The 12,216-nt window shown below is 65.8% G+C and carries 10 protein-coding genes; 4 read left to right on the top strand and 6 right to left on the bottom strand.

Features of this window, described 5'->3' with window-relative positions; translation table 11 throughout:
• Nucleotides 1-43: 43 nt before the first annotated feature.
• From secA to mtrA, 6 genes are all read right to left on the bottom strand, one after another.
• Nucleotides 44-2,863: a preprotein translocase subunit SecA gene (gene secA / locus BFL43_RS25520; RefSeq protein ID WP_084895978.1), complete on the bottom strand. Its 2,820-nt coding sequence runs from the start codon at nt 2,861-2,863 to the stop codon at nt 44-46.
• Between the two features lie 129 nt (nt 2,864-2,992).
• The gene (gene raiA / locus BFL43_RS25515) at nt 2,993-3,652 is read right to left on the bottom strand and encodes a ribosome-associated translation inhibitor RaiA (protein ID WP_240498497.1); all 660 of its coding nucleotides are present in this window, start codon (nt 3,650-3,652) and stop codon (nt 2,993-2,995) included.
• A 384-nt stretch (nt 3,653-4,036) separates the two neighbouring features.
• Nucleotides 4,037-4,726 carry a ComF family protein gene (locus BFL43_RS25510; RefSeq protein ID WP_084895975.1) on the bottom strand — a complete coding sequence of 230 codons (690 nt, stop codon included), beginning with the start codon at nt 4,724-4,726 and terminating at the stop codon, nt 4,037-4,039.
• A 122-nt stretch (nt 4,727-4,848) separates the two neighbouring features.
• On the bottom strand, nt 4,849-6,615 hold the full coding sequence (lpqB, locus tag BFL43_RS25505) for an MtrAB system accessory lipoprotein LpqB (protein ID WP_084895973.1): 1,767 nt from the start codon (nt 6,613-6,615) through the stop codon (nt 4,849-4,851).
• Nucleotides 6,608-8,251, bottom strand: coding sequence for an MtrAB system histidine kinase MtrB (gene mtrB / locus BFL43_RS25500; protein ID WP_084895971.1), 1,644 nt, complete (start codon nt 8,249-8,251; stop codon nt 6,608-6,610). The genes lpqB and mtrB overlap by 8 nt, the downstream gene beginning before the upstream one ends.
• Nucleotides 8,248-8,925 carry an MtrAB system response regulator MtrA gene (gene mtrA / locus BFL43_RS25495; protein ID WP_084835465.1) on the bottom strand — a complete coding sequence of 226 codons (678 nt, stop codon included), beginning with the start codon at nt 8,923-8,925 and terminating at the stop codon, nt 8,248-8,250. Before mtrA ends, mtrB begins: the two co-directional genes overlap by 4 nt.
• Before the next feature lie 103 nt (nt 8,926-9,028).
• On the opposite strand from mtrA, the gene BFL43_RS25490 reads away from it, so the two are divergent.
• The 4 genes from BFL43_RS25490 (at nt 9,029) to BFL43_RS29090 (ending at nt 12,211) form a co-directional block, all read left to right on the top strand.
• Nucleotides 9,029-9,664: a dTMP kinase gene (locus BFL43_RS25490; protein WP_084895970.1), complete on the top strand. Its 636-nt coding sequence runs from the start codon at nt 9,029-9,031 to the stop codon at nt 9,662-9,664.
• A 135-nt stretch (nt 9,665-9,799) separates the two neighbouring features.
• Nucleotides 9,800-10,282 carry a hypothetical protein gene (locus tag BFL43_RS25485; protein WP_084895968.1) on the top strand — a complete coding sequence of 161 codons (483 nt, stop codon included), beginning with the start codon at nt 9,800-9,802 and terminating at the stop codon, nt 10,280-10,282.
• Between the two features lie 200 nt (nt 10,283-10,482).
• On the top strand, nt 10,483-11,337 hold the full coding sequence (locus BFL43_RS25480; RefSeq protein ID WP_084895966.1) for a hypothetical protein: 855 nt from the start codon (nt 10,483-10,485) through the stop codon (nt 11,335-11,337).
• A 22-nt stretch (nt 11,338-11,359) separates the two neighbouring features.
• Nucleotides 11,360-12,211, top strand: a complete 852-nt coding sequence (locus tag BFL43_RS29090; protein WP_168176726.1) for a hypothetical protein — start codon at nt 11,360-11,362, stop codon at nt 12,209-12,211.
• Nucleotides 12,212-12,216 lie beyond the last annotated feature (5 nt).

Genomic DNA, 12,216 nt, shown 5'->3' with positions numbered 1-12,216 from the left:
CGGGTTCCCCACGAACTCAGATCGTCAGCGTTTCCTGCGAGCGTCAGCGCTTCCTACGGGACTTCGGGGGCTTCGAGCCCGACCCCTTGGACCCTGCCCGCGCCGCCGCACGCCGCTCTTTGCGGGTCCCATCGGCCTGACCGTTCGACGACCCACCCGCCTGACGGACCGACGTGCCACCGGACTCAGAGGGTCCGCTGTAGGTCAGGCGAGAATTGTTGTCGTCCTCGATTCCCTTGGCCCGTAGCGCAGCAGGTGCAGGCTGCTTCGGCGCTGCCTGCTCGGTCGGCAACGGTGCCGGGGCAGCAGGAGCCTTCGTCGTGGACACCGCAGGCGCAGCTGCGGCCGGCTGCGCAGGTGTGGTCTCGACAGAGACGTTGTACAGGAATCCGAGCGATTCCTCCTTGAGGCCTTCGAGCATGCCCGTGAACATGTCAAAACCCTCGCGCTGGTACTCGACAACCGGGTCACGCTGGGCCATCGACCGCAGGTGGATACCTTCGCGCAGGTAGTCCATCTCGTAGAGGTGATCGCGCCACTTCCGGTCGAGCACACTCAGTAGGATCGTGCGTTCGAGCTGACGCATGGCGGTGTCGCCTGCGATGCCCTCGATCTCCTTCTCGCGCTTGTCGTATGCCGCATGGGCATCGGCCACGAGGGTCTCGCGCAGTTCCTCGGCGGTGATCTCTTTGCGCTCGCCGAACTCGTTCTCCTCGAGGATCTCCTTGTAATCGAGCTCGATCGGGTACAGCGTCTTGACCGCGGTCCACAGCTGCTCGAGATCCCAGTCCTCGACGTAGCCCTCGGCGGTCGCGCCGTCGACGTAGGCACCGACGACGTCGTCGATCATCCGCTTGACCTGCTCGCTGTGGTCTTCGCCTTCGAGGATCGTGCGGCGCTCGGAGTAGATCACCTTGCGCTGCTGGTTCATCACCTCGTCGTACTTGAGGACGTTCTTACGAACCTCGAAGTTCTGCTGCTCCACCTGGGTCTGTGCGCTGCGGATGGCCTTGGTGACCATCTTTGCCTCGATCGGCACATCGTCGGGCAGGTTGACGCGGTTCATGATCGACTCGAGCGCTCCGCCGTTGAAGCGACGCATCAGCTCGTCGCCGAGCGAGAGGTAGAAACGAGACTCACCGGGATCGCCCTGACGGCCGGAACGACCACGCAGCTGGTCATCGATCCGCCGCGATTCGTGACGCTCGGTGCCGAGCACGTACAGCCCGCCCGCCTCCTTGACCTTCGCCGCGTCCTCGGCGACCTCTTGCTTCACCGCAGCGATCACCTCGTCCCACGCGGCTTCGTACTCCTCCGGCGTGTCGACCGGGTCGAGTCCGGCCTTGCGGAGCCGGATGTCGGCGAGAATGTCCGGGTTGCCACCGAGCACCACGTCGGTGCCGCGGCCGGCCATGTTGGTGGCCACCGTCACCGCACCGCTGCGGCCTGCCTCGGCGATGATCTGCGCTTCCTGCTCGTGGAACTTGGCGTTGAGAACGTTGTGCGGGATCCCACGCTTCTTGAGCTGGCGGGCCAGATACTCCGACCGCTCGACGCTGGTCGTACCGATCAGGACCGGCTGACCTTTTTCGTGCCGTTCGGTGATGTCATCGACCACCGCGTCGAACTTCGCCTCTTCCGTCTTGTAGATCAGGTCGGTCTGATCAACCCGGACCATGGGCTTGTTCGTCGGGATCGGCAGCACACCCAATTTGTAGATCTGGTCGAGCTCGGCGGCCTCGGTCTGGGCGGTACCGGTCATGCCGGACAGCTTGTCGTACATGCGGAAGTAGTTCTGCAGCGTGATGGTGGCAAGCGTCTGGTTCTCGGCCTTGATCTCGACGCGTTCCTTGGCCTCGATCGCCTGGTGCAGTCCTTCGTTGAATCGGCGCCCGTCCAGGACACGGCCGGTGAACTCGTCGACGATCAGCACGTCACCATTCCGGACGATGTAGTCCTTGTCCTTCTCGAACAGCTCCTTGACCTTGATGGCGTTGTTCAGGTAGCTCACCAGCGGCGAGTTCGCGGCCTCATACAAATTGTCGATACCGAGCTGATCTTCGACGAACTCGACACCTTCCTCGTGCACACCGATGGTCTTCTTACGGATGTCGACCTCGTAGTGGACGTCTTTCTTCAGCAGCGGGGCGATCCGCGCGAACTCCGCGTACCACTTACTCGACGAGTCGGCGGGGCCCGAGATGATCAGCGGCGTCCTGGCCTCGTCGATGAGGATCGAGTCGACCTCGTCGACCACGGCGAACGGATGCCCGCGCTGCACCAGGTCGGCCAGCGAGTGCGCCATGTTGTCGCGCAGGTAGTCGAAGCCGAACTCGTTGTTGGTGCCGTAGGTGATGTCGGCGTTGTAGGCCTCCCGACGCTGGTCCGGCGTCATGCCGGTCAGGATCACGGCGGTCTCGAGTCCGAGGAAGCGGTGCACGCGACCCATCCACTCGGAGTCACGCTTGGCCAGATAGTCGTTGACGGTCACCACGTGGACGCCGTCGCCGGCCAGCGCGTTGAGATAGGCGGGCAGCACACAGGTGAGCGTCTTGCCCTCACCTGTCTTCATCTCGGCGATGTTGCCGAAGTGCAGCGCCGCGCCACCCATGATCTGGACGTGGAAGTGTTTCTGCGAGAGCACCCGCCACGAGGCTTCCCTGGCGACCGCGAACGCCTCGGGCAACAGCTCATCGAGCGTCTCACCCTCTGCGATCCGCTTCTTGAACTCGTCGGTCTTCGCCCGCAACTCCTCGTCGGACAGAGCCTCGATCTCTTTGTCGAGCGTCTCCACATGCGAAGCGATCGCATCCAGGCGTTTGACCATCCGGCCTTCACCGACGCGCAGCAGCTTGTTGAGCACTGGTTTTATCCTCAATCCGATCGACTACACACGAAATCCGACCTACAGATCCCCGCAGGTCGGACTCCATGGTAGCCACGCTCGTGGCAGGGGTGGCCCAGCGAGGCCGATCAACCCCGCGCTGAGCCGCTAGGCGAGGCGGATCAGTCCGTAGTCGAAGGCGTGCCGACGGTAGACGACGGATGGTTTGTCGGTTTCCTTGTCATGGAACAGAAAGAAGTCGTGACCGACCAGTTCCATTTCGTACAACGCATCGTCGACGGTCATCGGGATCGCCTCATGCTCTTTGATGCGCACGATCTGTCCCGGACCCGCGGCCTCGGGAATGTGATCGGCCCAGCGGTCGTCGTCTGCGGAGTCCGTCTGCTTGAAGGCCTCGCCATTGAGGATCGGGTCGGCCGCGGCGGTGGCCTCCGCCACCGAGATCGGGGTACGCAAGCCGTGGTGGACCTTGCGGCGGTCCTTGGTCCGGCGGAGTCGGGACTGCAGCTTGTTCAGGGCCGCGTCGAGCGCGGCGTAGAAGTTCTCGGCGCACGCTTCGCCTCGCACCACCGGGCCCTTACCCACAGCGGTGATCTCGAGGCGCTGACAGACCTTCGACTGTCTGCGGTTCTTTTCGTGGTGGAGCTCGACGTCGAATCGGAAGATCGACGGGTCGAAGCGTTCGACGCGTGAGAGCTTGTCCATCACGTGGATTCGGAAATGTTCGGGGATCTCGACGTTCCGGCCGCTGACCTGCACTTCGGCGTCGGGTCGGGACAGTTCGTCTGAGTCGGATCGGACATATATGCCCGGGTCGAAGGGATCGGCGCTGGTCGTCGGGTCTGAACCCGGATCGGGGCTGACATTGTTGGCTGAAACGGCATTCTTGCCGACACTTGTCGTCACTGCGGCGTACCTCCTGGGTTGGTGAACAGGACTTCCGATACCGCGACCGCACTCGGCCACATACCGGTCTGAGAGTTGGGCCTCACCTCCCCACGTCACCCGGTGGGTGATCTGACCTCTGGCATCTGAGAGTGCACCCCCGACGTTAGTCTGCCGGGCAGGTGTTCGCCACAATTTCGGCAACGCATGTTCACTTACGCGTCGAACCGGGACGCAACAGGCCACCGCGCCAGCCGGTCTGTACCAATGGCTATGCCTACCAATAATTTCGGCACTTTCGGCTCCTTACGCGGCGGCCACCACGAGGACGAGGTGCACCTCGATCCCGGCTCGTCGCAAGACCTCGATCGAGTGTGCGGCGGTGCTGCCGGTCGTGAGCACGTCGTCGACCAGCACGACGGCGACTCCCCCGCCGAACGCCGAGAGATCGGCACCCCGTCGCAACCGGACGGCACCGGACAGGTTCTCACCACGCTCAGGCGCCGACAGACCTGCCGAATCCCGCGCCCAGGACGACGTGAACAACGTGGGCATCACACAGACCCCGGACCCGAGTTCCTTGGCCGCCGCCGCCGCGAGCGCGGTGACAGGGTCCCCGCCCCGGCGGCGCGCGGCCCACCATCGGGTCGGTGCGGGGACGAGGACAAGGCGCGCCGACCTCGGCAACTGCGACCACCGGTCCAGCGTCCGCAGGGCGGTCGCCAGCGCGAGCCCGATCGGGTCGACGAGATCGGTGCGCCCGTGCTCTTTCAACTCGAGGATCGCTCGTCTGCGCGCTGTGGTGTATCGGCCCAGCGCGTAGGCGGGGACCGGCAGCATCACGCTGGTCCGCAGCTCGATCGGGGCGTCGGCGAACACGAGGGCGCATCGTGGGCACCACCGCGTGCCCGGCGCCCCGCATCCCCCGCACACCGTCGGGATCACCAGGTCCACCACGGCGCCGGCGATCCGGGCAGCGGCGTTGTGCGCACGCATCCGCCCATCATCACCTCGATGAAGACCACGGCCAGCACGCAGCCGGGTGTCGCGGCGGGTTGTCCACAGGTCACCGCGCCATCCACAGGGCCGAGGCCCCCGCGCGAGGTGAAACGTCGAATCTAATGCGGCAGAACAGGTATCGCGTTCGACCCCATCGTCGGGGTGATCTCGCTCCAGTACTGGTCCGGTTCGTCGTTGGTACTGCCCAGACGCAGCACCCCACGACTGTCAGCAGCGTAGATCGTCGACTGCCCGGCGACCACAGACGTGACCGGCGGGGTGAGATTGCCACTCGGCAGCGCCCCCGGCGGCGTCCCGTCGATACGCAGTTGCACCACCGGACCGTCCGCCGCGTTGCGGGCGATGACCAGGGTCTCGCTGCTCAGCCAGTCGAGGGACACCGCGCCCGCGATGTTGAGTGCAGCAGCGCCACGAGGGTTGGAGAGCACCAGCCTGTTGTCCGCGCGTCGCTCGACGATCGCCAGGACGACCTGGCCGCCCACGATCATCGCCGCCCGGGCGCCGTCCTGCGAGATCTGCAACTCGGTGATCGCTCCCTGGGCCACCGACCGGATCGCGGTCGAATCCACTTCGGCCTCGGTCACCTGGCCGGCGTCCGGACTCTCCGTCACCTGGGTGACCCGATTCTCGTCGACCACGACCCAGACGGTCCGGCTGTCGCCGGCGAACGACGGGCGGGTGATCGTCTCGCCTTCGAGTACCGGTGTCATGTCTGCGCCGTAGTCGCCGATCGCCAGGGACAGTCGCGGAGCGGGCCCGGGCGCGACGTTCTGCGAGACGGCGGCAACGCGGCCTGCATCGGCGGAGATGTCGGCGGCCAGCAGACTCTTGGTCGAACCCAACGGTCCGGGCACCGGCGCGACGGTGTTGTCCGCGACGGCCTGCAGGGATCCGCCGCGCACGATGTGCAGCCCCAGCGGCCCCGCCGACGGGCTCGGGTCGAGTGATTCGACGTCGCGGGTCTGCCACCCGGCGGCACGGCGTTCGTTGAGCGGGGCTCCATCGGCGTCGATCACGTAGGGACCTGAGATGTCGGAGTCGCTCAACGTCCAGATGATCTGAGCAGCAAGCCGGTTGCGGTCGGCATCGCCGAGTCCGTTGAGCCCGGCGAGATCGAGTCGGATGCCCCCTGAGGGCAACGACTCGATCGAACCGTGCAGCGACGACCTGGCCGGGAACTCATTGGTCACCGCGCCACGCAGATCCTCGACCGGCCCCGCGATGAGCAACCCGATCAGCTGGTCGGAGAGCTGGTCGGCCCCGGCGTACAGCCAGCGCGGATCTGCGACGAGATGCTCGTCGTCGGTGCTCGGGTAGTAGAGAACGTGCGGGCGGTAGGAGGCCTCGAACTGTTCGCGGTCCATCATCACCCCGACCGGCAGCGGCCCGTCAATTCGCCACTGGCCGTCGACGCGGCGCAGCGACAACCGCGTCTCGATACGTCCGGAGCTGGGGATGAGTTGCCCGCTCGGTTGCAGTTCGCCGGTGTTCTCGCCGTTGACCCGCACGGTGATCGTGTCATCGGTCCGGTCGTCGCTGAGCACATTGATCTCGTCGAGCAACAGGGCCCCGCCCTGGTCGTCCCAGGAGTTCGAGGCGTCCTGGGTGAGGAACTGCCGCGCTGCCAAGTGGCCCGAACCGGGTTGCACCGAGGCTTTCAGGAAGTCGCGGACCAGTGTCTCGGGGTCCATCCCGGGGCGCGGGGTCGGAACATTGCGGGTCGGCTGATGCCGTTCGAGGGATCCGAGAGGCTGCGGACTCGAGTTGTTCGGGATCGACACACACGCCGACAGCAACGCCATCGCAACGATGCCGACCAGCAACGCGATGGGGCGACGGGCCAGGCCAAACCGTCGCTCAGCCATTGCCCTGCCCCTGATCTCGCGCGGTCCTGCCCCGGCCCGGAGGTTTGAGCGGCAACGGACTGCCGAGCACCTTGTGGCCACGGACCAGCGGCAGCGTCAGCCGGAAACAGGCACCCTTGCCGGGTTCGCCCCAGGCCTCGAGCCGACCCTGATGCAGGCGGGCGTCTTCGACGCTGATCGCCAGACCGAGTCCGGTTCCACCCGAGCGGCGGAACCGCGATGGATCCGACCGCCAGAACCGGTTGAACACCAACTTCTCCTCGCCCGGTCGCAGTCCGATACCCCGGTCACGGACGGTGACCGCCACCGCGTCGCCGTCGGTGCGCATCGTCAGCGTGACGGGCTGCTGCTCCCCGTGGTCGATGGCGTTGGCGAGCAGATTTCGCAGGATCCGCTCCACGCGGCGCGGATCGATCTCGGCGATCACCGGCTCGGCCGGCAGGTCCAGGATCAACTCGGTGTCGGTCTCGTCCGCGAGGTGCCGCACTGTCTTGACCGCCGCGTCGATCGGGATGGTCATGTTCAGCCTGTCTGCGGCGAGTTCAGCGACACCGGCATCGTGGCGCGAGATCTCGAGCAATTCGCCCAGCAGGGTCTCGAATCGGTCGAGTTCCATGTCGAGCAACTCGACCGAACGTTTGAGCACCGGTTCGAGGTCCTCGCGACTCTCGAACAGCACGTCCGCAGCCATTCTCACCGTGGTCAGCGGGGTACGCAGCTCATGGGAGACATCGGAGGTGAACTGCCTCTGCAGACCGCCGAACTCCTCGAGGTGGGTGATCTGTTTCGACAGGCTCTCGGCCATGTCGTTGAACGACATGGCGAGTCTGGCCATGTCGTCCTCACCGCGCACCGGCATGCGTTCCTTGAGCCGGCCGTCGGCGAATCTCACCGCGATCCTCGAGGCCGACCGCACCGGTATGACCACCTGCCGCGAGACGAGGATGGCGATCGCGGCCAGCAGACCGAGCAAGACCAGACCACCGGTGAAGATCGTGCCGCGCACCAGCGACACTGTGTTCTCTTCGTTGGTCAGCGGGAACACCAGGTACAACTCCAGCCCCGGGATGTCGGAGTTCGTCGGGGTCCCGATGATCAGGGCCGGACTCTGGGCTCCGCCGGAGCCGGTCACCGAGGAGTAGCGATAGGCGATCTGGCCGCCCTGCACCATCTGCCGCAGATTCTCGGGGATCTCACCGATCGGACCCACGCCTGTTGGTCCTGCGGGGCCGGATCCAGGTGCGAGCAACACTGTGTCGAAGGTACCGACCACACCGGAGGTGTCGCCTGAATCGACATCGCGGTCGGTCAGGATCGAGCGGGTTTGCCGCAATCTGTTCGTCAGAGAAGTGTTGCCGTCCGCGCCCGAGAGGTCGCGTTCGACGGTCACCCGGGTGCGCTCGAGCTCTTCGGTGGCGGCCTGCAGTTTGAGGTCGAGTAGGCGGTCGGTGATCTGGCTGGTCAGCACGAAGGCGAGGATCACCAACACGACGAAGGACAGCACGAGGGTGGACACCACCACGCGCAGCTGGAGCGAACGACGCCACAGCTGCCCGACTGCTCTCCCGACCGAGCCCACTCGCCGCATCGATGGCCCGAACGTGCCATTGATACGACGCCGAGGGCGTCCGATCACGGTGGTCCGGCCTTGTAGCCGACCCCCCTCACCGTGAGAACCACTTCAGGGTTTTCCGGATCGTTTTCTACTTTGGCCCGCAGGCGCTGTACGTGCACGTTGACCAGCCTAGTGTCGGCCGGATGCCGGTAACCCCAGACCTGTTCCAGTAGCACGTCGCGGGTGAAGACCTGCCGCGGCTTGCGGGCAAGTGCGACCAACAGATCGAACTCGAGCGGGGTGAGCGAGATGGGCACCCCCTCGCGGACGACCTTGTGCGCGGGGACGTCGATCTCGACCGGTCCGATGGACAGCAACTCCGCGGGCTCGTCCTCGGTGCGACGCAGACGCGCCCGGACCCTGGCGACCAGTTCCTTCGGTTTGAAGGGCTTGATCATGTAGTCGTCGGCACCCGACTCCAGACCCAGCACGACGTCCACGGTGTCGGACTTGGCGGTGAGCATCACGATCGGTACACCGGAGTCAGCACGCAGCACCCGGCACACGTCGATCCCGTTCATCCCGGGCAGCATCAGATCGAGCAACACCAGATCAGGACGGATCTCGCGGACCGCGGTCAGTGCCTGGGTGCCGTCGCCCACCACGAAGGGCTCGAAGCCCTCTCCGCGCAACACGATGGTGAGCATCTCCGCCAATGCAGCATCATCGTCGACAACCAGGATCCTGGGTTTCATGGGCTCATGGTGTCACCGAATCGTGATTAATTGTGGCTGACGCGCCGACCGCGGAGCGGCTCGGCTGCGGCTGTTATCCACCAGACGCGGTTACCCTTCGAATGTGGGCGTATTGATTGCAGTCGAAGGTGTGGACGGAGCGGGCAAGCACACGTTGGTGACCGGGCTCGTGAACCGTTGGGCCACAGAGGGTTACCGAATCGCGACGCTCACCTTTCCGCGTTACTCCGAGTCGGTCACCGCGGACATCGCCGCCGAGGCACTGCACGGACAGCACGGCGACCTGCGCTCGAGCGTTCACGCCATGGCACTGCTCTTCGCACTCGACCGTAGGGACGCCGACGCCGAGCTCCGGAAGTTGTTGTCCGCCAACGACGCGGTGATCCTGGACCGCTACGTCGCCTCGAATGCCGCCTACAGCGCCGCCCGACTGGGACAGGACGCGGACGGTGAGGTCGTGAACTGGGTCTCGACCCTCGAGTTCGAACGTTTCGGTTTACCGGTCCCCGATCACCATCTGTTGCTGGACGTACCGACCGATGTCGCGATCGGACGCGCACAGTCGCGCGCCGAGAACGACGCCTCCCGCACCCGCGACCACTACGAGCGCGACCATGACCTGCAGGAGCGAACCGGCATCGTCTACCGCGACCTCGCCGAACGCGGATGGATGTCTCCGTGGTCACGCCTGGGCACCGAACCCGACCCGGACCTCGCGGATCGACTCATCGCCATCTGACCGCGGTAACGACCTGGTCAAGACTCAGCGACGGCCACCGTTATGTGCGCCGGCCCTCCCCTGTCGGCAACTAGCGTCACACACGACGCACGCGTTGGACCGGCCACGACCGCCGGTCCGATGGGAGGTCGGCCGATGAGTCACTTCATGCTGCACCCGGTTCACCACGTTCCGGTCCGGCAGACCGTTGTCCTGTCCATCGCGGTACTGGTGGCCAATCTCGCGCTGGTCTGGTTCGCGCTGACCATCCGATCCGATCCGGCCGACGACGCCACCCAGATCCGGACCGTGGTCGAGCAGCAGATCGACGCTCTGAACGCTCGCGACGCCGCCGCCTTGCAACTGACGTACTGCCGCCAGCAGGGCGAGGTCGCCGGTCTGATCGTCGAGGCCCTCGGCCCCCGCACCGGCAATCGGATACTGCGTGTCGCCCGGATAACCGACATTCAGCGCATCGGTTCGACGCTGGCGACGGCCCGTGTCCAGGTGGAGTTCACCGGCGCCGACCTCGCCGCGATCGAGTTGCGGCCGGATACGGTCAGCATGTTCCGAAAGGGCGAAACCGGCTGGCAGATGTGCGATCCGGGCAATGAGTCGGCTGATCTGCTCCACGTCTGATCGCCGCGCCCCTCACCGGCCGGGTGACGGGCATGAACATCACATGTCAGCATCAGTGTTTGTGTCTGATTTCGACGGTGTTGTTGGCTGTCCGAAGCGCCCAGTAAGGTTCCATCAGCAGCAAAGCACCGCTGCCCAAACGCTATTCACACTCGCCCCGAGCAGTGGTCCATCGCTCACGTTCTCGCCGGAGGTCCCTCATGACGCAACCACCACAAGGTCCCTACGGATCCGGCGACAACCAGGGCGATCCCCAGTGGGGCCAGGGACCGGGCGATGGTTCACAGCAGCCCTGGGGCGGAACGCCGAACCAGCCGAATTGGGGTGGCCAACCTCCGTCGGAGCCGACCTGGGGTGGCCAGTCCGCATCCGAGCCGACCTGGAGCGGCCAGCCCGGCGGCGCCCCCGACTGGGGCAATCAGCCGCAGCCGCAGTACCCGCCGACCTCCGACTACCCGCAGCAGGGACAGACCGGCCAGTATCCGGCCGGTTATCAGCAGTACGGGAACAATCCGCCTCCCGGTGGGCCGGGTGGCCCTGGTGGTTATGGACCACCTCCGGGCGGCGGTAAGTCGAACAAGACGCCATGGATCATCGGGATCGCGGCGGCTGCCGTGGTCGTCATCGTGCTCGCCGTGGTGCTGTTCGTGGTTCTCGGCGGCGACGATTCCTCCGACACCAGAGCCGACCCCACCTCATCGGTGACGACGACGTCGTCGCAGTCGTCCGTGGCGCAGGCCGAGGAGGAGGTCGAGACCGCCATCCGGACCTACACGACCGCGTTCACCGACCGCGACTGGGACACAGCGATCTCCGTGACCTGTGGCGCCGAGCAGGCCACGGTGCGAGAGATCCAGACCGACAACAGTGACACCGCCGGGATGAAACTGAACTCCGTGACAGGTATCGAGGTCACCGGCGATTCGGCCGAGGCCACCGTCTCGTTGACCTTCGTCAACCCGGCCGACCAGTCCGCGCTCGAGACCAACCGATATACATTCGAGATGGAAAACCGTTTAGGGGACTGGAAGATCTGCACCACCCGCAAGATCTGATCGGTGCCCGAGGGAGGACTTGTTGAGTTATCCGCCAACCGGCCCGCCGGGATGGGGCACTCCCGACCAGCCAGGTCCGGGGGGCCGGCCGCCACAGCAACCTGGACAGCGCAGGCCCCAGCAGCCTGATCGGGGTCCGGGTGATCCGTACTGGTCGCAGGGTCAGCCATCGCAGCAGCCGCCCTACGGCAGAGGTCCAGGCGCTCAGGGTCCAGGTGCTCAGGGGCCGGGTGCTCAGGGTCCGGGTCGACCGCCCGGTGCCTTCGGTCCGCCCGGAGCGCAGTTTCCTCCCGGCCCGCAGGGACCGCAGGGCCCCTGGGGCGCGCCGCCGCCGCAGCCGCCTCGAAAGACCCGCACCGGTCTGATCATCGCCGCCGTGATCGCCGTGCTGGTGGTGCTGGCCGGGGCCACCGTCGCCGCAGTGACCCTCACCGGTTCCGGTGACAGCGATCCGGTCGCCGATCCGTCCACCTCGGTGTCGACGACGACCACCTCGGGCGATGCGGGTGGCACCGGCGACGAGGACGCCGTGCAGGCCGCGGCCGAGAAACGCGTTCAGCTGATCAACGATCAGGATGCCGGCGGATTACATGACATGGCGTGCGACGCCGACTCACGCACCGAGTCGAGGGCGGGTTACGAAGAACTCTTCGATCGCAATGGCAGCATCTTCGCCTCCATCGACGTCCAGGATGTGAACGTCGACGGCAAGGTCGGCAAGGTCCACGGTGAGATGGCCATCGACAGCGAGGTCGGCGACATCCACTGGGCGTTCAAGATGGAAGACGGTGAGTGGCGGTTCTGCCCGAGCCTGTCGGAGCGACGGTCCAGCACCGCACCGAGCACCGGCGGGGACGACATCATCACCGGTTAGCCCCG

Origin of the sequence: Williamsia sp. 1135, assembly GCF_002095395.1 — a bacterium.
Taxonomy (GTDB): Bacteria; Actinomycetota; Actinomycetes; order Mycobacteriales; family Mycobacteriaceae; genus Williamsia.
The sequence above is the reverse complement of the archived record's forward strand: the minus strand, read 5'-3'. Positions and strand labels throughout refer to the sequence as shown.

What these genes read in the sequence shown, in the direction of transcription:
- BFL43_RS25510 (WP_084895975.1), bottom strand. Translation starts at nt 4,726, where the DNA reads ATGCGTGCGCACAACGCCGCTGCCCGGATCGCCGGCGCCGTGGTGGAC.
- lpqB (WP_084895973.1), bottom strand. Translation starts at nt 6,615, where the DNA reads ATGGCTGAGCGACGGTTTGGCCTGGCCCGTCGCCCCATCGCGTTGCTG.
- mtrA (WP_084835465.1), bottom strand. Translation starts at nt 8,925, where the DNA reads ATGAAACCCAGGATCCTGGTTGTCGACGATGATGCTGCATTGGCGGAG.
- BFL43_RS25485 (WP_084895968.1), top strand. Translation starts at nt 9,800, where the DNA reads ATGAGTCACTTCATGCTGCACCCGGTTCACCACGTTCCGGTCCGGCAG.
- BFL43_RS25480 (WP_084895966.1), top strand. Translation starts at nt 10,483, where the DNA reads ATGACGCAACCACCACAAGGTCCCTACGGATCCGGCGACAACCAGGGC.